The sequence below is a fragment of the Thalassospiraceae bacterium LMO-SO8 genome, assembly GCA_031655335.1.
Classification (GTDB): Bacteria; Pseudomonadota; Alphaproteobacteria; order Rhodospirillales; family Casp-alpha2; genus UBA1479.
In genome coordinates, this window is record CP134226.1 from 3,064,139 (window position 1) to 3,083,403 (window position 19,265).

General features: G+C 62.7%; 20 protein-coding genes and 1 pseudogene. 13 read left to right on the plus strand and 8 right to left on the minus strand.

Annotated features, from left to right (window positions below; genetic code table 11):
* Positions 1–73: 73 nt before the first annotated feature.
* Positions 74–943: a CoA ester lyase gene (locus tag RJ527_14690; protein WND75271.1), complete on the plus strand. Its 870-nt coding sequence runs from the start codon at positions 74–76 to the stop codon at positions 941–943.
* A gap of 24 nt (positions 944–967) precedes the next feature.
* Here the strand turns inward: RJ527_14690 and RJ527_14695 are convergent, their stop codons facing one another.
* The 5 genes from RJ527_14695 to RJ527_14715 form a co-directional block, all read right to left on the minus strand.
* Complete coding sequence (locus tag RJ527_14695) at positions 968–1,723, minus strand: SDR family oxidoreductase (GenBank protein WND75272.1); 756 nt, start codon at positions 1,721–1,723, stop codon at positions 968–970.
* Between the two features lie 134 nt (positions 1,724–1,857).
* Positions 1,858–2,535 carry an RraA family protein gene (locus tag RJ527_14700; protein WND75273.1) on the minus strand — a complete coding sequence of 226 codons (678 nt, stop codon included), beginning with the start codon at positions 2,533–2,535 and terminating at the stop codon, positions 1,858–1,860.
* 38 nt (positions 2,536–2,573) lie between these two features.
* On the minus strand, positions 2,574–3,587 hold the full coding sequence (locus RJ527_14705; GenBank protein WND75274.1) for an amidohydrolase family protein: 1,014 nt from the start codon (positions 3,585–3,587) through the stop codon (positions 2,574–2,576).
* Positions 3,588–3,639: 52 nt separating this feature from the next.
* A complete protein-coding gene (locus RJ527_14710) occupies positions 3,640–4,455 on the minus strand; it encodes an enoyl-CoA hydratase-related protein (protein ID WND75275.1) in 816 nt (271 codons plus the stop codon).
* A gap of 27 nt (positions 4,456–4,482) precedes the next feature.
* The gene (locus RJ527_14715; protein ID WND75276.1) at positions 4,483–4,944 is read right to left on the minus strand and encodes a GNAT family N-acetyltransferase; all 462 of its coding nucleotides are present in this window, start codon (positions 4,942–4,944) and stop codon (positions 4,483–4,485) included.
* Positions 4,945–5,040: 96 nt separating this feature from the next.
* On the opposite strand from RJ527_14715, the gene RJ527_14720 reads away from it, so the two are divergent.
* Both RJ527_14720 and RJ527_14725 read left to right on the plus strand, forming a co-directional pair.
* The gene (locus tag RJ527_14720; protein WND75277.1) at positions 5,041–5,757 is read left to right on the plus strand and encodes a haloacid dehalogenase type II; all 717 of its coding nucleotides are present in this window, start codon (positions 5,041–5,043) and stop codon (positions 5,755–5,757) included.
* Positions 5,758–5,855: 98 nt separating this feature from the next.
* A pseudogene (locus RJ527_14725) lies at positions 5,856–5,987 on the plus strand (DUF1328 family protein).
* Positions 5,988–6,100: 113 nt separating this feature from the next.
* Here RJ527_14725 and prpB read toward each other — a convergent pair.
* Positions 6,101–7,012: a methylisocitrate lyase gene (prpB, locus tag RJ527_14730; protein WND75278.1), complete on the minus strand. Its 912-nt coding sequence runs from the start codon at positions 7,010–7,012 to the stop codon at positions 6,101–6,103.
* Positions 7,013–7,213: 201 nt separating this feature from the next.
* Here prpB and RJ527_14735 point away from each other — a divergent pair, with 201 nt between their 5' ends.
* On the plus strand, positions 7,214–8,245 hold the full coding sequence (locus tag RJ527_14735; protein ID WND75279.1) for a TauD/TfdA family dioxygenase: 1,032 nt from the start codon (positions 7,214–7,216) through the stop codon (positions 8,243–8,245).
* Between the two features lie 38 nt (positions 8,246–8,283).
* On the opposite strand, the gene RJ527_14740 is transcribed toward RJ527_14735, so the two are convergent.
* Positions 8,284–9,228, minus strand: a complete 945-nt coding sequence (locus tag RJ527_14740; protein ID WND75280.1) for a diguanylate cyclase — start codon at positions 9,226–9,228, stop codon at positions 8,284–8,286.
* A gap of 223 nt (positions 9,229–9,451) precedes the next feature.
* Here RJ527_14740 and RJ527_14745 point away from each other — a divergent pair, with 223 nt between their 5' ends.
* The 7 genes from RJ527_14745 to RJ527_14775 all read left to right on the plus strand — a co-directional run bounded on the left by RJ527_14745 (position 9,452) and on the right by RJ527_14775 (position 16,297).
* The gene (locus tag RJ527_14745) at positions 9,452–10,414 is read left to right on the plus strand and encodes a D-2-hydroxyacid dehydrogenase family protein (GenBank protein ID WND75281.1); all 963 of its coding nucleotides are present in this window, start codon (positions 9,452–9,454) and stop codon (positions 10,412–10,414) included.
* 24 nt (positions 10,415–10,438) lie between these two features.
* Entirely contained in the window at positions 10,439–11,218 is a 780-nt protein-coding gene (locus RJ527_14750) for an enoyl-CoA hydratase-related protein (protein WND75282.1), read from the plus strand.
* Between the two features lie 249 nt (positions 11,219–11,467).
* On the plus strand, positions 11,468–12,790 hold the full coding sequence (locus RJ527_14755; protein WND75283.1) for an ammonium transporter: 1,323 nt from the start codon (positions 11,468–11,470) through the stop codon (positions 12,788–12,790).
* Between the two features lie 81 nt (positions 12,791–12,871).
* On the plus strand, positions 12,872–13,210 hold the full coding sequence (locus tag RJ527_14760; GenBank protein WND75284.1) for a P-II family nitrogen regulator: 339 nt from the start codon (positions 12,872–12,874) through the stop codon (positions 13,208–13,210).
* Between the two features lie 47 nt (positions 13,211–13,257).
* Positions 13,258–14,061, plus strand: a complete 804-nt coding sequence (locus RJ527_14765; protein WND75285.1) for a TIM barrel protein — start codon at positions 13,258–13,260, stop codon at positions 14,059–14,061.
* A gap of 209 nt (positions 14,062–14,270) precedes the next feature.
* On the plus strand, positions 14,271–15,782 hold the full coding sequence (locus tag RJ527_14770; protein ID WND75286.1) for a hypothetical protein: 1,512 nt from the start codon (positions 14,271–14,273) through the stop codon (positions 15,780–15,782).
* 17 nt (positions 15,783–15,799) lie between these two features.
* A complete protein-coding gene (locus RJ527_14775) occupies positions 15,800–16,297 on the plus strand; it encodes a hypothetical protein (GenBank protein WND75287.1) in 498 nt (165 codons plus the stop codon).
* A 10-nt stretch (positions 16,298–16,307) separates the two neighbouring features.
* Here the strand turns inward: RJ527_14775 and RJ527_14780 are convergent, their stop codons facing one another.
* Complete coding sequence (locus RJ527_14780) at positions 16,308–17,204, minus strand: LysR family transcriptional regulator (protein ID WND75288.1); 897 nt, start codon at positions 17,202–17,204, stop codon at positions 16,308–16,310.
* Between the two features lie 138 nt (positions 17,205–17,342).
* On the opposite strand from RJ527_14780, the gene RJ527_14785 reads away from it, so the two are divergent.
* Positions 17,343–18,728: an MmgE/PrpD family protein gene (locus RJ527_14785; GenBank protein WND75289.1), complete on the plus strand. Its 1,386-nt coding sequence runs from the start codon at positions 17,343–17,345 to the stop codon at positions 18,726–18,728.
* A gap of 3 nt (positions 18,729–18,731) precedes the next feature.
* Positions 18,732–19,250 carry a MaoC family dehydratase gene (locus tag RJ527_14790; protein WND75290.1) on the plus strand — a complete coding sequence of 173 codons (519 nt, stop codon included), beginning with the start codon at positions 18,732–18,734 and terminating at the stop codon, positions 19,248–19,250.
* The last annotated feature ends 15 nt before the right edge of the window (positions 19,251–19,265 follow it).

Below are 19,265 nucleotides of genomic sequence, written 5' to 3' on the forward strand. Positions count from 1 at the left end.
CCGACAGGCCGCAATCCTGACCGGCGGCCTCTCCTCCATCCTTTTCCATCCACCACCACGGAACATCTCACTCATGGCCGTTCACCGTACCTACTTGTTTGCTCCCGGCAACCACGCACGCCGGGCCGAAAAGGCGTTCACCCTCGATTGCGACGCCGTCATTCTGGATCTGGAAGACGCCGTCGCCGTCGCCGAGAAACCGGCGACCCGTGCCCTGGTCGTCGAGACGCTGAAACAGAACCCCGGAAAGCGTGGATACGTGCGGGTCAACGCCTGGGATACGGAATTCTGCTTTAACGACATCCTGGCCGTGACCGGGCCTTGGCTGACGGGACTGATCCTGCCCAAGGTCGAGGACGCTGCCCAGGTTATCGCCGTCGATTGGATTTTGGCGAACATCGAACGGGACAAGGGCATGGAGGTCGGCGCCATCGACCTGCTGCCGATTATCGAGACCGGAAAGGGCGTCGCCAACGTGCGCGCCATCGCGGCGGCGGCGACCCGCGTGCGCCGACTCAGCTTCGGCGCGGGCGATTACACCAAGGATATGTCCATGCGCTGGACCCTGGCGGAAACGGAAATCGACCACGCCCGGGCCGAAATCGCCCTGGCCTCCCGTGCCGAGGGGTTGGAGTCGCCCGTCGATTCCGTATGGATCCATATCAAGGATACGGACGGCTTGGTCCGTTCGGCGGAAAAAGTCCGCGACATGGGCTACCAGGGCAAGCTCTGCATCCATCCGGACCAGATCGGCCCCGTGAACGGCGTATTCACGCCGACCCCGGATCAGGTCTCTTTCGCCGAGAAGGTCGTCGCCGCCTTCGAGGAAGCCGAGGCACGGGGGCTCGCTTCCATCCAGATGGACGGCTACTTCATCGATTATCCCATCGTCGATCAGGCCCGGCGCACGCTGGACCAGTGGCGGGACATCCAGAACCGCTGAACGTCCCGCCGCTGTCCTTGGGCGTCAGCTGCCGTAGAACAAGCCGCCGTTGACGTGAATGGTCTGTCCGGTGATGTAGGCCGCGTCGGGCTGGCACAGGAAGCGCACGGTCGCCGCCATTTCCTTCACATCGCCCTGACGGCCCATGGGGATGTTCATGGCATTGCGCGGATTACCGGCCCCGGCCGAGGCCGGGCGCACGGTTTCCGTCGCCCCCGGCGACACACAGTTGGCCGTGATGCCCTGGGTCGCGAATTCCGAGGCGATGCCGTGGGTGAAGCCGACGATGGCCGACTTGCCGGTCAGGTTGTGGATGCGGTTGGGCATGCCGATGTACCAGCTGACGCCGCCCAGGGTGATGACCCGGCCCCATCCGGCTTTCACCATGTGCGGGATCGCCGCCTGACAAAGGTGAAAGGCGCTGTCGATGGTGGTGTCGACGACGCGGCGGAAATCCGCGTGATCCATTTCCAGAAACGCCTTCTGGCCGCGGGTCGAGGCGTTGACGACCATGATGTCGACCCCGCCGAAGGCGTCGACGCCGGCCTGCACCAGGGCGTCGGCGCCGGCCTTGGTCGCCACGTCGGCCAGCTTGGCGACGGCCTTGCCGCCCATGGCCTCGATTTCCTTGACCACCGCGTCGGCGGCGGCCTGATCCTGGACGCCGTTGACGACGATGTTGGCGCCGTCGGCGGCAAGCGCCAGGGCCGTGGCCTTGCCGATGTTGCGTGACGATCCGGTGATGACGGCGGTCTTTCCCGCCAGTGTTCCCTTGGACATTCTTGAAGTCTCTCCCTAAAGGTCGGGTTGCGTTGCGGGAAGGCGCAGGCGCCCTCCATTGCCGGCCATCTTAATGGCGGGCGTCAGGGTTTGTCTCGCAACGAAGAACGGTTCGGGCGGGATATGGCCGGGGTTCAGTCGACGAATTCGCAGCCCTTGTCTTTGAGGGCCTTGTCGACCCAGTTGCGGTCGATGGTGCCGTCGGCGATGGCGGCCATCTGCTTGTCCTCGGCGGCCTTCTTCTGCCGCGAGGCGGCGAGAACCGTCTCGGCCTCTTCCTTGGGCACGCAGAGCACGCCGTCGCAATCGCCCAGGATCAGGTCGCCCGGATTGATCCGCATGCCGTAAAGGCTGATGGGAAAGCCGATTTCGCCGGGGCCGTCCTTGTAGGGGCCGCGGTGGGACACGCCGACCGCGAAGACCGGCAGGTTGTGGTCCAGGAAGGCGTCCCGGTCGCGCACGGCGCCGTTGAGAACCAGGCCCGCGACGCCGCGCTTGATCGCCTGCATCAGCATCATTTCGCCGAACAGGGAATTGGTCAGGTCACCGCCGCCGTCGACCACGATGACGTCGCCGGGGGCTGCGGTGTCGATCGCCTTGTGCAGCATCAGGTTGTCGCCCGGCCGGGTCAGCACCGTGAAGGCGGGGCCGGCCAGCACGCCGTCCTTGTGCATGGGGCGCAACGCATTGCCGCCCGCGAACATGCGCGACATGCAGTCGCCGACGTTGGCGACGGGCAGGGGTTTGAAGGCATCGACCAGGTCGGGCGAAATGCGCTCCCAGGTCTTCTTGATGCGGAATCCGACGGTCATGGATATCTCTCCGTATGGTTTCTTGTTCGGCGGGCGGGTCAGGCGGTCGGCAGCTTGAGCCGCGAGAACACCTTGAGCGCGTTCTTATAGAACACTTTTTCCTTTTCCTCCGCCGTGAGGTTGGCGGTCGCGTCGATGTAGCGGCGCGTGTCGTCGAACCATTCGCCGGTGTCCGGGTCCTTGCAGCGCACGGCGCCGTGCAGTTCGGATGCGAACAGGATGTTGTCCACGGGCACGACCTCGGCCATCAGGTTGATGCCCGGCTGGTGATAGACGCAGGTGTCGAAGTACAGGTTCTCGCCCATCATGTCCTTGGGCTCGGGCCGGTTCATGCCCATGGCGATGCCCCGGTACCGGCCCCAGTGATAGGGCACGGCGCCCCCGCCGTGGGGGATGATCAACTTCAGGCCCGGGAACCGTTCGAACAGGTCCGATTGCAGAAGCTGCATGAAGGCGGCCGTGTCGGCGTTGATGTAGTGGGCGCCCGTGAAGTGGAAGTTGGGGTTGCACGATTGGCTGACGTGGATCATCGCCGGAACCTGAAGTTCCTCCAGCTTGGCGTACAGCTCGAACCACCAGGGATCGGTCAGGGGCGGATCCGTCCAATGGCCGCCCGACGGGTCCGGGTTCAGGTTGACGCCGATGAAGCCCATGTCATTGACGAGGCGTTCCAGTTCCGGGATCGAATTGGACGGCGAACATCCCGGCGATTGCGGCAACTGGCCCACGGGGGCGAAGTTGTTGGGGAACATGTCGCAGATGCGCTTGATCTGATCGTTGCAGATGCGCGACCACTGCATGCTCATTTGCTCGTTGCCGATGTGGTGGCCCATGCCGCCGGCGCGGGGGGAGAAGATCGTCAGGTCCGTGCCGCGTTCCTGTTGCAGGCGCAGCTGCGTGTTGGCCACGCTATCGCGCAGCTCGTCGTCGGAAATGACGGGCTCCTTGGCGCTCATCTTCGACAGGTCGCCCTTGGCGTCGATCTGTTCCTTGCGCCAGGCTTCGTGCTGGGCGGGGGCGGTGGTGTAGTGGCCGTGGCAATCGATAATCATGTGACGTTTCCAGTTATGCGTAGTGTTGCGATGGATGGGCGCGGCCGGATGGCTACTTGCCGGTAAAGCCCGGCTTGCGCTTTTCCGTGAAGGCGGTGACACCTTCGTAGAAGTCGGTGGTCCGCGTGTTGCGGATGAAGGCGGCTTTTTCCGCGTCGAGCTGGTCGTGCAGGCTGCTGTGGAACGAGGCGTTGAGCAGCGCCTTGGCCTCCGCGTTGGCGTGACCGGCGGCGCGGGCCAGCCGGGCGGCGAGCTTGTCCGTCTCGCCTTCCAGATCGGCCGCCGGAACGATCCGGTTGACCATGCCCCAGTCGAGCGCGTCCTGGGCCGTGAACCGGTCGCCCAGCAGCGCGATCTCCATGGCCTTCTTCAAGCCCACGGTGCGCGGCAGGGCGTAGGTCGAGCCACCGTCGGGGCTGGTCCCGATGTGGCAGTAGGCCAGGGTGAAGAACGCGTCGTCGGCGACAAGCGCCAGGTCGCAGGCCAGCATCAGGCTGACCCCCGCACCCGCGGCCGCCCCCCGGACCGAGGCGATGATCGGCTGCCGCATGGCGCGCATGTTTTCGATGGTCGCATGGACGCGCGACAGGCGGGCGTCGAACTGTTCGGCCGTCTTGTCGCGGTCAGGCTCCTCGTCCAGCATGGTCTTGAAGGCCTTCACGTCGCCCCCGGCCATGAAGTGGTCGCCTTGGCCTCGCATGATCACGACGCGCACGTCCTTGCTTTCGCGCAACTGGTCGGTGATCTCTTTCAAGGCCTTCATCACGTCGATGGTGATGGCGTTCAGGGCCTGTGGCCGGTTGAAGGTGACGCGGCAGACGCCGTCCCGGACGTCGACAAGGACGGTTTCATTCGGCGAGGTGATCATGGGGCTTCTCCCGGAGTTTCTGATTGTCTAAAGCTCGTGTCGGTATACGACAAAGCCGGATTTGGTTGCGACCTTGTCATACAGCTTCATGGCGGTCGTATTGGTTTCGTGGGTCTGCCAGTAGACGCGGGGCGCCCCGGCGGCGCGGGCGCGCTCATACACGGCTTCGATCAAGGCCCGGCCGACGCCCTTGCCGCGCAGATCACTGTCCGTGAACAGGTCCTGCAAGTAGCAGGCCGGCCCGCGCATGACCGTGTTGCGATGGTAGAGGTAGTGGACCAGACCGACCAGCCTGCCGTCGTGCTCGGCGACCAGACAGTGCATGGGCTCGTAGGCGTCGAAGAAGCGGTCCCACGTCAGGCGGGTGATCTCGTCGGGCACGGCGGTCGGACCCTTGCGTTCATAAAACGCGTTGTAGCCGTCCCAAAGACGGGACCAGGCGTCGAAATCTTCCCGCGTCGGTGCGCGGACGGTGACGTCTTGGGGCATGATTGGAATCCAAAGCGGCTTGCGGTTGCGGGGCGTCTGTGGCGAGATTAACCGAACCGTTGCCCGCCACAAACCCAGGAAAACGAGGAAACCGCCATGGCCGCCCCCGACGTGAAGGTGATCTTTTTCGATGTCTTCGGCACGGTCGTCGATTGGCGCACCAGCCTGCTGCGCCTGCTGGCCGATTACGGCAAGCGCGAGGGGATCGACGCTGACTGGCCGGGCTTCCTCGCCGCCTGGAAGGCTGGATACCGTCCGGCCATGGATGCGGTGATCTCGGGGGAACGGCCCTATTTCAATCTCGATGAGATGTATCTGGAGCGCATGAACCAGGTGATCGGCGATTTCGGCCTGGACGGGCTCACGGAGGCGCAGAAACGGGACATTCTGCATCTGTGGCTGAAGATCGACCCCTGGCCCGACGCGGTCGAGGGCCTGACCCGTCTGGCCAAAAAATACACCCTGGTGACCTTGTCCAACGGGTCCTTCGCCTGGCTGACGGCCATCGCCAAGCACGGCGGCCTGCCGTTCGACGCGATTCTGACGGCGGAAAATGCCCAGGTCTATAAGCCGCACCCGCGCGCTTATCTGACGGCCATCGAACTGATGGGCATGAAGGCGACGCCGGAGAACTGCATGCTGACGGCCTGTCACAACTATGACCTTGAGGCCGCGCGCGGCCACGGCATGAAAACGGCCTTCCTGCCCAGGAAGGAATACGGCCCCGACCAGGAGGCCGATCAGACGGCGGAAAGCGACTGGGAGATCGTCGCCAAGGATCTGATCGGCGTTGCCGAGGCGATGGGCTGTTAGACGTCTTCGGCGTGGCGAACTGCGACGTGGGGGGCTTTTCGCAGGGGAATCCTGGGGCGAAACAAGGATAAAAAAGGCCGCGCGACACCGCTGGAGCGTACGGTTTCGGCGGGATCGCCGCCGCCGCGGTCGATATCGCGCGACTGCTTTTCTTCGTCTTCATCGTGCTGTTCGTGCTGGCGTTGATCGCGCACGTGATCTCGGGGCGCGGCAGGCCGCCGGTTCCCTGACGCGGATAAGGCAATGACGGGAAGGCATCGTTAAACCGCCTGCAACGCTGTCGCGTTGCGGGCGGTCAGGGATGAAAAAAACTTAAAGGACGGCGGGCCGCCCGCGCGTCCGGTTACTTGCCGTATTCGGGCACAACCGTCCGCGCGACCGAGGCGTCCAGCGCCTCGTAATCGTAATAGGCGAGGGTGTCGTACTGTTCGGCGCGGCTCATCACCTTGTCCATGAAGCCTTCGGTGCCGTCGTGATCGCGCATATGGCCGTACAGGTCCTGGAACAGCTTGGCGGCGGCGCGGATCGAGGTCGCCGGCCAGATCACGATGTCGAAGCCCATGTCCTCGAACTGCTGACCCGTGAAGAACGGCGTGCGGCCGTATTCGGTCATGTTGGCCATTTTCTTGCCCGGAACCTTCTTGGCGAATTCCACATGATCCTCGGCCGACGGCAGGCCGTCGGGGAAAGTCACGTCGGCACCGGCCTCGCGGTACAGGTTGGCGCGCTTGATGGCGGCGTCTAGGCCTTCGACCCCGGCGGCGTCGGTGCGCGCGATGATGACCAGATGCGACGACGCGGCCTTGGCGGCGGCGATCTTGGCGGCGGCTTCCTCGGGTTCGACCAGGCGCTTGTCGTTCAGGTGACCGCATTTCTTGGGCAGCAGTTGGTCCTCGATATGCACGGCGCCGGCGCCGGACAGTTCCAGTTCCTTGACCACGCGCATGGCGTTCAGCACACCGCCGTAGCCCGTGTCGCCGTCGACGATCAGCGGCAGGTCCGTGGTGCGCGACACGCTGCGCACGACGTTGCACATTTCGTCCAGGGTCATGATGCCCAGGTCGGGAAGGCCGAGGGACGCCGTGACGGCGCCGCCCGAGATATAAAGTGTTTCAAACCCCGCCTGCTTGGCGATCATGCCGGCGAAGGCGTTATGCGCGCCGGGCACGCGCAGAATTTCGTCGCGATCCAAAAGTTCGCGCAGCCGTTCGCCCGCGGGCCGTTTGTCGCGTCCGTTGCCTTCAAGCCAAGTCATGGGGATGTCCTCCGAGATATGTGGTCCGTGAGCGCAAACTGTATACAATTTCGCACTGTCATTGGAGCCCAATTAACGGTTATTTTGCCGCTGACGCAACGGTGCATGTCGGTTCGATCATCGAATTTCCATGATCCCGGCCAGCACCGATCCCGCCGCGAACTTGACCGGCCCGCCCTTAGATACGAAATAAGAACGACCATGACCGAAACGCCCCTGATCCCTGTGACCGAAAAATCCGCCTGGACCGCCGCCGAACTTGCGGCCGATGCGGGTTGGACCCGCCGCCTGAACGCCGAGGAACTCGCCGCCTTGGAGCAAGTGACGGCCGACCTTGCGGCCAAGGGCCGGGGGGCGCTTCAGTTCGGGCGCGAGGATATCGATGCTCCGGTGCTGACCGCGCTGGCCGATTGGGCGGTCGAGGAATTGGAACACGGGCGCGGTTGCGTGCTGCTCAAGGGGTTGGACGTCGCGCGCTACGACCGCCCCCGGATCGAGGCCATGTACTGGGCACTCACGGTTCTGATGGGCGTGCCCATGCACCACAACCCGGACGGCGACGTGATCGGCGAGGTCACGGACAAGGGGTTGGATTACAACGACCCCCTGATCCGCGGCTACAAGACGCGGCAGAAGCTGTACTTCCATTGCGACGGCCTGGACCTGGTCAGCCTGCTTTGCCTACAGCCCTCGATGTCCGGGGGGGAAAGCCAGATCGCGTCAAGCATGGCGGTCTACAATGAAATCCTGGCGACCCGTCCGGAATACCTGCCGGTGCTGTACGAAGGCTTTCATTTCAATCTGCGCGGCGAAGGCGAAGCCGGTGAAACCCATCCCGTGACCCGCAACAAGGTCCCGGTCTACAGCTGGTGCGACGGACGGCTGAGCTGCCGTTACTTGCGCAAGGCGATCATCGAAGGCCAGAACTTCATCGGCGAACCGATTTCCGACCTTGCCCGCGATGCACTCGACTACATTCAAGATCTCTGTGTCAGCGATCGGTTCCGCTACGACATGACGTTCGAGACGGGCGACATTCAGATCCTCAACAATTACGTGACCCTGCATTCCCGCGCCGCGTTCGAGGATTGGCCCGACGGCACGCGCAAACGAAACCTGCTGCGCATCTGGTTCAACATGCGGGATGGGCGCAAGCTCGATCCCCGGTTCGCCGAGCGTTACAACATGGGCCCCCGCATGCCCATGCGTCTGAGAGACGAGCGCGCCGCCTGACCGTTTCCTCAATCGTGAAAACCGAGGGGGAGGGCGGATCAGCCCTTCTTGGCTGCGGCCTTGCGTTTGGCCGTCGGTATCGGCGACGCCTTGGTCGCCCGGTTCCGCCCGGCATGTTTGGAATGATAGAGCGCGGCGTCGGCGCGGCCCAGCGTGCCTTCGATGGTCTGATCGGCATCTTCCGCTTCCGCGACCCCGATGGAAACGGTGACGTCGATGGGGCCGTCGATGGTGTCGAACGGCGCGTCGGCGATGACCGCGCGCAGGCGTTCGGCCACGGTCATGGCGGCCTCGGCATCGGCGCCGGGCAGCAGGATGGCGAATTCCTCGCCGCCCAGGCGGCCGAGGGTGTCGAACGGACGGCGGCCCTGCTGCCAGCGCCGGACGGCTTCCTTCAGCACGTCGTCGCCGGCCTGATGGCCGTGCGTGTCATTGACTTTCTTGAAGTGATCAAGGTCCAGGAGCGCGACCGAAAACGGCACCCGGTGGCGGCGAAGGCGATGGACTTCAAGCTCCGCCCGCTCCATGAAATGGCGGCGGTTGCTGGCGCCGGTCAGGTCGTCGGTGGTCGCAAGGGACAGCAGTTCCTGTTCGCGCAGAACGTCGGCCGTCACGTCGCGCTGGATCGCGGCGGTATGGGTGACCTCTCCGTCGCTGCCGAACAGCGGCATGATGTTGACGTCGACCCAATAAGTCGTGCCGTCCTTGGCGTATTGCAGCAGGCGGGTGCGCATGTGGCGGCCGTGCTTGATGGCGTCGGCAATCTTCGCCCGGGTTTCCGGGGCCGTGTCGGGACCATCCATGAATCCCGGCGCCTTGCCCATGGCTTCCTTTTCCGAATAGCCGGACAGGCGGCAGAAGGCTGCGTTCACGTAAACGATCTTCGGCTTTGCCGATCTGCTATTGGCGGCCTTGGCGACGATGACCGCATCGTTTGCCTTGGCGACGATGTCGGAAAAGGAAAATCCAGTGTCGTTCCGCATGGGTGTTTCTCGGACTTGACCTTAAAGGTCTGATTTTTGGTCATTTAGCGCCGCTGCCGGGCGCAATATGTGCATCAAACGTAACATAATTGCCAGAGCTTATGTGAACCTGACGTAGGACCATGTGATTTTAAAGACTTGCCGCCCGGCCCCCGCTCGGGCCATATCCTGGCCCTAACGAATCCGGCATGGCCGGACACCAAGAAACGAAGGGAAACGGAACATGACCCGCATCGCCATCCTGGATGACTACCAGAACGTGGCCCTGGAGCTTGCCGATTGGGACAGCCTGGGCCCGGACGTGGAGGTCACGTCCTTCAATGAATTCCTACAGACCGATGAAGACCGCGTGGCCAAGGCCCTGGCCGATTTCGACGTCGTGGTCGGCATGCGCGAGCGCACCCGCTTTCCGGCGTCGCAGCTGGAAAAGCTGCCGGACCTGAAGATGATGGTGACCACGGGCATGCGCAACCTGGCCTGGGACATGAAAAAGGCGCGGGCCATGGGCATCACCGTGTGCGGCACGGCGATCCTGCCCTATCCGGCGTTCGAACAGACCTGGGCCCTGATCTTCGCCGTGACCAAGGAAATCCCCAAGGAAGACCGCTGCATGAAGGCCGGCGGCTGGCAGGAGAGCTTTCCCGTCGGCCTGCGCGGCAAGACGCTGGGCGTCATCGGCCTGGGCAAGCTGGGCGCGCAGTCGGCCGCGCTCGGCAACGCACTCGGCATGAAGGTCGTCGCCTGGTCGGAAAACCTGACGGACGAACGCGCCGCCGAATGCAATGCGACGCGCGTTTCCAAGGAAGACCTGTTCAAGCAATCCGACGTGGTGACCATCCATGTCCTGTTGTCGGAACGGACCACGGGTCTGGTCGGCGCGGCGGAACTGGCGCTGATGAAGCCCTCGGCCTACATCGTCAACACCTCACGCGGGCCGATCATCGACGAGGCGGCGCTGATCGCCGCCCTCAAGGCCAATGCGATCAAGGGGGCCGGAATCGACGTTTATGATGTCGAGCCGCTGCCCGCCGACCACGAACTGCGCAAGCTCGACAACACCGTGCTGACCGGCCACACAGGCTATGTGATCCGGGAAAATTACGAAGTGATGTATCCGGAAGCCGTCGAATGCATCAAAGCCTGGATGGCCGGTTCGCCGGTCCGGGTTCTCAACGCCGAAGACTAAAAGACTAAAGAAGAAGACCACGCCATGAACGACGACATCATCCGCCTGGAACGCAAGGGCGCCATCGCGACCCTGATCATCAACAATCCGGACAAGCGAAACGCGATGAACCTGGCCGCCTGGCGGCGGTTGGGCGAGGTCACGGCGGAACTCGAAGCGGACGACGACCTGCGCTGCGTGCTGGTCACCGGCATGGGCGATCATTTCGCCGCCGGGGCGGATATCTCCGAATTCCCGGAAACGCGCATGAGCGCCGATCAGGCTGAAACCTACGGCAAGATCGTCGCCGATGCGCTGCATGCATTCTCAAACCTGAAGCACCCGACCATAGCGGTGATCCGAGGGGCCTGTACCGGCGGCGGGTTCGAGATCGCCTGTTGCTGCGACATGCGTCTGGCCGCCGAGGGGGCGCGCTTCGGCATTCCCATCAACCGTCTGGGCCATGCCTTCGCCTATCCGGAAATGGCGGCGGCGCTGGCCGTCGTGCCGGCGGCGGTTATCATGGAACTGCTGCTGGAAGGCCGGATTCTGGAGACGGACGAGGCCTATGCCAAGGGCCTGCTGACGCGGGTCGTGCCGGCGGACCAACTGGACGACGAGGCGGAAACCGTTGCCTGGCGCGTCGCCCAGGGGGCACCCTTGGCCGCACGCGGATCGAAAAAGATCCTGCGCCGCCTGCTGCGGCCCGCGCAGATCAGCCCGGAAGAGCTGAAGTCAAGCTATGTGCTGTGCGATTCCGAGGACTACAAGGAAGGCGTGCGGGCTTTCCTGGCCAAGGAGAAACCGGCTTTCAAGGCCCGCTGACCCGCGTTCCGCGGAAAGCCGCACCGCTTCTGAATTGCCTGCATGCGGGGGAGGCGCCCAAGGCCGGAATTAGGCCTTGCATCGCCAAAGACGTCGGGCATTATCGGGGCCACCAAGGTTTTAAGAACGAGAGGCCGGGGACCGGCGCGAGGAGGGATCAACCCGCCCCGTCAGGTCCGTCACACCGGCCCGGTTAGGCGCGTAAAAAATTGCATCGAAGCAAACCCTAACCCAACGATGGGGAGTGTCATGTCCAAGTTCTTGCACCGGCAGGCCGCGCCGGTATTCGCGCTCGTGGCCGTTCTTCTGACAATTTTCACGCCTGACGCGGCTTTTGCCGCCGATCAGCTCAATTCCGGCGACACGGCCTGGATCATCACGGCGACCGCCCTGGTTCTGTTCATGACCCTGCCGGGGCTGGCGTTGTTCTATGGCGGGCTGGTGCGGTCGCGCAACGTGCTGAGCGTGCTCATGCACTGCGTCGCCATCGCCTGTTTGATGAGCGTGCTGTGGCTGATCATCGGCTACAGCCTGTCGTTCACGGACGGCGCCGGGGCCAACCAGTTGGTCGGTGGGTTGTCCCGCATGTTCCTGGCCGGCGTCGGCACGGAGGCCTTGTCCGGCACCATCCCCGAGAACGTGTTCTTCGCGTTCCAGATGACCTTCGCGATCATCACCCCGGCGCTCATGGTCGGCGCCTATGTGGAACGAATCAAGTTCTCCGCCGTGTTGATCCTGTCCGCCCTGTGGCTGATCGTCGTCTATGCGCCGGTGACCCATTGGGTGTGGGGCGGCGGCTGGCTCGCCCAGATGGGCGTCATGGATTTCGCGGGCGGTCTGGTGGTGCATGCCACGGCGGGGATCTCGTCGCTGGTCATTGTCAAGGCGCTGGGTGCCAGGCACGGATTCCCGAACGAGGTGTCGCCGCCGCACAACCCGGGCATGGTCGCCATGGGTGCGTGCATGCTGTGGGTCGGCTGGTTCGGCTTCAACGGCGGTTCGGCGTTGGCGGCCAACGGGGCGGCCGGGATGGCGTTGACCGTCACCCATATCGCCGCCGCCACGGCGTCGCTGGTGTGGATGCTGATCGAATGGAAAAAGTACGGTAAGCCGTCCCTGGTCGGCCTTGTCACCGGCACCATCGCCGGGCTCGCCACCATCACCCCGGCCTCGGGCTTCGTCGGTCCCATCGGGGCGCTGATCATCGGCGTCGCGGCGGGGCTGGTCTGCTTCAAGATGGTGCAGATCGTGAAGACGGCCTGGAAACTGGACGACTCGCTCGACGTGTTCGCCGTCCACGGCGTCGGCGGCTCGCTCGGCACCATCCTGGTCGCGTTCCTCTGCGCGCCCATGTTCGGCGGCCTCGGCCTGCCCGAAGGCAAGACCATGGTCGACGCGCTCGGCGTGCAGGCGTTGGGCTTGGCCGCCACCGTGGCATGGTCGGCGGTTGCGACCTTCATTCTGGTCAAGATCACGGCCGGGCTGACCGGCGGAATCCGCGTGCGTGAGGACGATGAACTGGAAGGCCTGGACATCACCAACCACGGTGAGACCGCGTACAGGCTCGACTGACGTGCTATAAAGGGCGGAGCAGCGGTGCTCCGCCCGCAAGCCGGGAACAACGGCAAACGCTAAGACATTAGGAGAGGCAACATGAAGTTCGTCATGGCGGTGATCAAACCGCACAAGCTGGACGCCGTCCGCGAGGCGCTGGGCGCCGCCGGCGTCGAAGGGATGACCGTATCGGAAGTGAAGGGATACGGCCGCCAGCGCGGGCAGACGGAAATCTACCGTGGCGCGGAATATCAGGTCCACTTCCTGCCCAAGGTAAAGATCGAAATCGCCGTCGCCGACGACAAGGCGGCCGAGGTGGTCGAGGCCATCAAGGGGGCCGCCAACACCGGCAAGATCGGCGACGGCAAGGTCTTCGTCTACGACCTGGAAAGCGCCGTGCGCATCCGCACCGGCGAACAGGACAACGACGCGCTCTAGAATCTGAAACCGGCGCGCCCGGGCGCGTCCAGGCCGGGGAGGGCCCTATGCCCCGTTTCGCCGCCAACATCGGTTGGATGGCCCAGGAAGTACCCATGCTGGAGCGTTTCCAACTGGTCCGCGACCTGGGCTTCACCGCCGTCGAATGCCCGCTGCTCTACGGCCACGACGCGAATGCGTTATCGGATGCCTGCAAGACCGCGGGGATCGAGTTCCTGATGTTCAATTCACCCCCCGGCAAACACGACGGCGAATACGGCATTGCCGGGCTGACGGGGCGCAAGGGCGAATTCCAGGACACCATCGGCAAGGCCGTCGGCTACGCCAAGGCGCTGGGCACGACCTATCTGCATATCTTGGCGGGATGGCAATCGGGCGATTGGGACCGGCGCGCCGGCTTCGATGTGTTCATCGACAACCTGAAATGGGCCTGCCCGGTGCTGGCGGACGCCGGGCTGACGGCGCTGATCGAGCCGATCAACACGGTCGCGCGTCCGGGGTACCTGGTGCAGACGACCAAGGAAGCCCAGCACGTCGTCGACAGCGTCAAGGCGGCCGGATCGGCCAACATCGGCATCCAGTACGATTTCCACAACGCCCAGATCATGGAAGGCGACCTGGCGCGCACCTTCGAGGCGCACCTGCCGTCCATCCTGCATGTGCAGATCGCGGGAAACCCGGGCCGCACCCCGCCGGACGAAGGCGAAATCAATTATCCCTTCGTGTTCGATCTGTGCGACCGCCTGGGCTTCACAGGCTGGCTCGGCTGCGAATACGCGCCCCACGACAAGACCAAGCCGGGCGCGACCAAGGCGTCGCTCAAATGGGCCAGGGCGTTCGGCCTAGGTTAATGTGACCTGCCGACTTGGGGACGGCAAGTCGCCTCGTCTATCAGCACCGCTTCCGTATCAAGATGATGGGCTCTAGCGCCTGTCTGATAAGCGTTTCAATCAAAATTATATTTGTTTATCATAATATAAACAGGGAGTGTTTTGAGTGCCGCCGTTGAGACGCATGCCTGGAGAACAGGGTGGGCGTTCGGGGCGGGATTGGGGGATGAGTGAACGATTTCGAGGCGCCGCCCGGTGATGTGATTGCCACCGAGTTCTCTATCTTCATTTGCTTTCGCGAAGCGGATGAAAAGCTGGCTAAGGAGTTCAAGAAGCAGATCGAGCGGGCAAGCGGCCGCCGGATCAGCGTTCATATCTTCACCGACAAGGCCAATCCGGAATACATGCGGTGGATTCACGACGAGGTCCGGTCGTCTGATCTGCTGATCCTTCTACATACGGATCCGGCCCAGAACCTGACCGCCATTGGCTACGAAATCGGGTTGTTCAGGGGGTCACGTGATTATGGCGCCAGCAAGGTAATCTGGTTCCGCAGTGAAGGCGTGACCGAAAGTCCTTTCATGCTTTCCGGTATCGAACCGAAAGTAATGAACAAGAACACCGTTTCTGAATTCCTGCGCAAGCTGCTCTATCAGTCCCAATATCATCATGTGAACTATATGCCGGGTGAGGACGATCCAGCCGGTCTGTGCAACCTCATCACCGACGATATCGTGCAGTTCATACCAACGATTATTGAGCCGGAATTCTACCAATTGCGGCTTATCATCTCACCGATCGAAATCAGCAATGTCCAGAGCTATGAAGACCAGATGCAGGTAGTCCGTCCCGTGGGTGGCGGGAAGGAGGAATTGGTCCTGAATTTTGAGCCGGCCCAGGTCCATGTGTCGGAAACCTTGCTGCCCATGTTGGGTATTCAGGGGAGATACAGGCTCACATGGCGTCATTTCATCGAGCAACTTGAAACGCGCGAAAACCTGAAGACCCTGCCTCTTGATATCATGAACATCGCCCAGGATGACAAGTTGGTTGGAACGTACACCCGGGTTCTAACGCCCCTGAAACTCAACAATAAGAACTTCTGGCCTGTGATTTCGCGGATCGATAGGCGCAACGGCATCCCGGTGGGGTTCTATCTCATCTTCATCGAAGACCCGACGGCGATTTCCCGGACGGATATATTCCAATTCAACAACGCGCAGTTCGATAAGCTTTTGAACATCGTGATGATGTTGAATTATTCGCGTCGGTTCCGCTGGTCAATCGTTGAGCCGGCAATGAACCGGATTTGGAGTGCGCTGTCCCGGGTCGATCTTACCGATGCGTATGGGAAGGCAAAAAGCCTACAAAACGAACTTGATCACATGGAACTTTGCGCAAAGTTGGACAAGCTGGATGTCGCGCTCAACGCGCTGGCCAGTTTTGAGTTCGAAAGTGAGCAGGAGCGAGAAGAGATGCTCGGCATGTGGCCTGAGTACTTTAATTCGCGGCAATCTCTCAACGAGGCAATCGACGCACAGAACTACGAACGGGTTCTCGAAATTCTGGATCGCTTCATCGCAAATTCTCGAAAATTCCTGACGGTCGCAAGTCGCGAGTACGCCAAGACAGTCAATGCGACGCAGACGATGGACGAAAACGCTCCCGACTGGCGCAAGGAACTCGCGGTCATGGTTGCGCGCGCCAGCGAAAAGCAGAATGCCCAGGCAGATGACACGTAGACAGTAAGGCTGGCAAGTTGGAAAACAACGAACTCGACGATATTGAACGGAGGCTGTGGAACGACGCGGGCGCACCGCAGCCGACCGACAAATCGCAAATCGTAGAAATCTACAAGGTCTGTCACGAAGGGGCCTGGCGGATCAGCGACCGCCGCAGCGGCGCAAACACGTTTTTCTTGGCATTCCATACCGCTGTCTTGGGCGCATTGGGGGCGCTTTACAAAGAAATCGGCGACCAGTTTGTTCTGATCGCGTTCTTTTCTCTCGCAGTATCCATGTGCGCCGTTTGGTATGTCTTGCTCGGCTATTATCGGTCGCTGAACTCAGCGAAATATAAGGTGATTGGCGCCATCGAACGGCGTTTGGTTGCTTCGCCTTTCTGGCGTGCCGAGTGGGATGCTCTGGACTACGGAAAGAATCCGAAAATCTACAGGTCCCTTGCCTGGGTGGAATCCGGAGTGCCAATCGCCTTTGCCGTTGTTTACGTCGCGCTTGCCATTAAAGCGGTCTGCTGACGGTCCGGCCTTAAGGCTTCGCTTTTCCTCCGGCGATCAAGTTGACGAGTTCCCGTGCCCCCGGCGCCAGGGTCTGGCCGCGCAGGGTGATGATGCCGATGCGCCGGGTCAGCTGCGGGTGCTTGATGCGGGCGGCCCAGTAGGCGCCGTCCTTGGCGAGCGGCACGGCGGTTTCCGGCAAAATCGCGACGCCCAGGCCCTGTTCCGCCATGGAAATCAGGGTCTGGTGGTGCAGCATCTCGAAATGCGGCGTCAAGGTCATGCCGACGGACTGAAACGCGCTTTCGACCTGGATGCGGGTGCGCGACGGCAAGGGCAGGGCCAGGATCGTTTCATCCGCGAGGGCGGTCAGGGGAATGTCTTTTTTCCCCGCCAAAGGATGGTCCGCCGTGACGACGGCACAGTAGCCGTCGGCCAGGAATTGGCGGAATTCGAATTCCCGGGGCACCTTTTCCACGGGCCCGATGGCGAAGTCGGCGTCGCCCCGGCGCAGGATGTCCAGCATGTCCGTGGCGTAGGCTTCGCGCACATGGACCGTGATGTTGGGATTGCGGCCTTGGAACCTGGCGAGGATGGCGGGCAGGCGTGTCGCGGCGAAACTGGGAGCCGAGGTCAGCAGCACGCGGCCCCGGCCCATGGCGGCCTCGTCATGGAAGATGCGGACGATGTCTTCCAGCCCTTCGAGGACGCGGCCCGCACGGCGATACAGGTTTTCTCCGGCCTCCGTCATGCGCACCGTCCGCGTCGTGCGGTGGAACAGGGGCACGCCCAGATGGGATTCCAGCAGCTTGATATGGGCGGTCACGGCCGATTGGCTCAGGTTGAGGCGTTCCGACGCCCGGCGAAAGCCGTTCTGCTCCGCCACGGCGACGAAAATCTCCAATTGTTTCAGGGTCATGGGCAGCATGACGATTGATCTCTTATCCAGATTAATAATGCATATATTGCTATTAGCCCTATCACAAATCTTGTGGTGTAGTCGCCCTTCGAAATGGAATCCGCGCCGGCAACTGGCGCGGTGAAAACGCATGGAGGAAACCGGACGATGACGGGCATTACCCGCCAATTGGCTGAATTCGCAGCCGGCCTGACCTATGACAAGCTGCCGGCCGGGATCGCGGCCCGCACCAAGCTTCTGATCCTCGACGTCGCCGGCATCATGGTCCGCGCGCGCCACGATGCGGAAAGCACGGCCAGTTTGGTCAGCGCGGTCGAACGCCTGGGCCAGGTCGCGGGCAATTGTTCGGTGCTCGGCGACGGGCGCGGCTACACCCCCATGGCGGCGGCGCTGGTCAACGGCTCGCTCGCCCATTCCCTCGATTTCGACGATACCCATGCGGAAGCCTCGCTGCATTCCTCCGCACCCATCGTGCCGGCGGTGCTGGCGGCGGCGGAAATGACCGATGCGTCCGGCAAGGACGTCATCACCGCCTGCGTCGTCGGCTATGAAATTCAGATCCGCTTGGCCAAGGCCCTGGTGCCGACAGCCCATTACGACCGCGGCTATCACCCCACGGCGACCACCGGCGTCATGGCGGCGGCGGCGGCGGCGGGCAAGATTTTGGGCCTCGACGCCGACGGCATCGAAAGTGCGCTCGGCATCGCCCTCTCTCAGGCGGCGGGCTCCATGCAATTCCTCGCCGACGGCGCCTGGACCAAGCGGTCCCACGTCGGGCAGGCGGCGCAGAACGGCCTGACCTGCGCGACCATGGCGGCGGAGGGCTTCAAGGGCCCGAAGGAAGCGATCGAAGGCAAATGGGGCTTCCTGCATTCCCTGTCGCCCAAGGCCGACCTGGACAAGGCGGCGGCGGGCCTGGGCGAGTATTGGGAAACCATGGCGCTGGGCGTGAAACCCTATCCCAGCTGCCGTTATACCCATGCGGCGATGGACGCCATCCGCCAGCTGGCCGGGGAATACGGGATCACGGCGGACGACGTGGACAGCGCCACCATCGGCGTGCCGGAAACGGGCTGGAAGATCGTCGGCAATTCGGACGCGGAAAAGCAGAACCCGAAATCCATCGTCGACGGCCAGTTCTCCATGCCGTTCTGCGCCGCCGTGGTGCTGCGCACGGGCAACATGGTGTGGGACGACTACAAGACTCATCTGTCCGACGCCGACACCCTGGCCCTGGCGAAACGTATCAGTACCGTGGTCGATCCGGACGCCGAGGCGGCCTTCCCCGACAACATGGCGGGCAAGGCGACGATCCGCATGAAGTCCGGCGAGGTCCATGAGCGTTTCGTCGAAATCCCCAAGGGCGAGCCCGCCAACTTCATGAACCAGGCGGAATTCCGCGCCAAGTTCGACGGCCTTTGCGCGCCCTATCTATCGGAAGCCGGGATGGAAAAATTCGCGGGTGCGTTGCTGTCGCTCGAAGAGGCGAACAGCCTGCGCTCGGTCCTCGCCCTTAGCCACGGAGAAAACTAGTCAATGGTTGCCGAAGCAAAACAGGTCGGACCCAACCGATACCGCGAGGCCTATGGCCGCTATCTTGAGGACTTCAAGATCGGCGACGTCTACGAACACCGCCCCGGGCGCAGCATCACGGAAAGCGACAACACCTGGTTCACCCTCTTGACCATGAACCAGCACCCGCTGCACTTCGACAAGGAATACGCGGCGAAAAGCGAGTTCGGCCGGCCGCTGGTCAATTCCTGCCTGACCCTGTCGATCGTCGCGGGGATGAGCGTGTCCGACGTCAGCCAGAAAGCCATCGGCAACTTGGGCTGGACCGACATCAAGATGCCGGCTCCGGTATTCGTCGGCGACACGCTTTATGCGGAAAGCGAGGTCCTGGCGATCCGCGAAAGCAAGTCGCGCCCGACCCAGGGGATCGTCACCATCCGCACCACGGCGACCAAGCAGGACGGCAAGGTCGTCATGAGCTTCGAGCGCACCATGCTGATCCCCAAACGTGGCCATGCGGTCGACGACAAAGCGAACTACTAGTAGGAAATGAGGAAT

Excerpts from the sequence above, each read along its gene's own strand:
- RJ527_14690 (WND75271.1), top strand. The coding sequence starts at position 74 with ATGGCCGTTCACCGTACCTACTTGTTTGCTCCCGGCAACCACGCACGC.
- RJ527_14695 (WND75272.1), bottom strand. The coding sequence starts at position 1,723 with ATGTCCAAGGGAACACTGGCGGGAAAGACCGCCGTCATCACCGGATCG.
- RJ527_14700 (WND75273.1), bottom strand. The coding sequence starts at position 2,535 with ATGACCGTCGGATTCCGCATCAAGAAGACCTGGGAGCGCATTTCGCCC.
- RJ527_14705 (WND75274.1), bottom strand. The coding sequence starts at position 3,587 with ATGATTATCGATTGCCACGGCCACTACACCACCGCCCCCGCCCAGCAC.
- RJ527_14710 (WND75275.1), bottom strand. The coding sequence starts at position 4,455 with ATGATCACCTCGCCGAATGAAACCGTCCTTGTCGACGTCCGGGACGGC.
- RJ527_14715 (WND75276.1), bottom strand. The coding sequence starts at position 4,944 with ATGCCCCAAGACGTCACCGTCCGCGCACCGACGCGGGAAGATTTCGAC.
- RJ527_14720 (WND75277.1), top strand. The coding sequence starts at position 5,041 with ATGGCCGCCCCCGACGTGAAGGTGATCTTTTTCGATGTCTTCGGCACG.
- prpB (WND75278.1), bottom strand. The coding sequence starts at position 7,012 with ATGACTTGGCTTGAAGGCAACGGACGCGACAAACGGCCCGCGGGCGAA.
- RJ527_14735 (WND75279.1), top strand. The coding sequence starts at position 7,214 with ATGACCGAAACGCCCCTGATCCCTGTGACCGAAAAATCCGCCTGGACC.
- RJ527_14740 (WND75280.1), bottom strand. The coding sequence starts at position 9,228 with ATGCGGAACGACACTGGATTTTCCTTTTCCGACATCGTCGCCAAGGCA.
- RJ527_14745 (WND75281.1), top strand. The coding sequence starts at position 9,452 with ATGACCCGCATCGCCATCCTGGATGACTACCAGAACGTGGCCCTGGAG.
- RJ527_14750 (WND75282.1), top strand. The coding sequence starts at position 10,439 with ATGAACGACGACATCATCCGCCTGGAACGCAAGGGCGCCATCGCGACC.
- RJ527_14755 (WND75283.1), top strand. The coding sequence starts at position 11,468 with ATGTCCAAGTTCTTGCACCGGCAGGCCGCGCCGGTATTCGCGCTCGTG.
- RJ527_14760 (WND75284.1), top strand. The coding sequence starts at position 12,872 with ATGAAGTTCGTCATGGCGGTGATCAAACCGCACAAGCTGGACGCCGTC.
- RJ527_14765 (WND75285.1), top strand. The coding sequence starts at position 13,258 with ATGCCCCGTTTCGCCGCCAACATCGGTTGGATGGCCCAGGAAGTACCC.
- RJ527_14780 (WND75288.1), bottom strand. The coding sequence starts at position 17,204 with ATGCTGCCCATGACCCTGAAACAATTGGAGATTTTCGTCGCCGTGGCG.
- RJ527_14785 (WND75289.1), top strand. The coding sequence starts at position 17,343 with ATGACGGGCATTACCCGCCAATTGGCTGAATTCGCAGCCGGCCTGACC.
- RJ527_14790 (WND75290.1), top strand. The coding sequence starts at position 18,732 with ATGGTTGCCGAAGCAAAACAGGTCGGACCCAACCGATACCGCGAGGCC.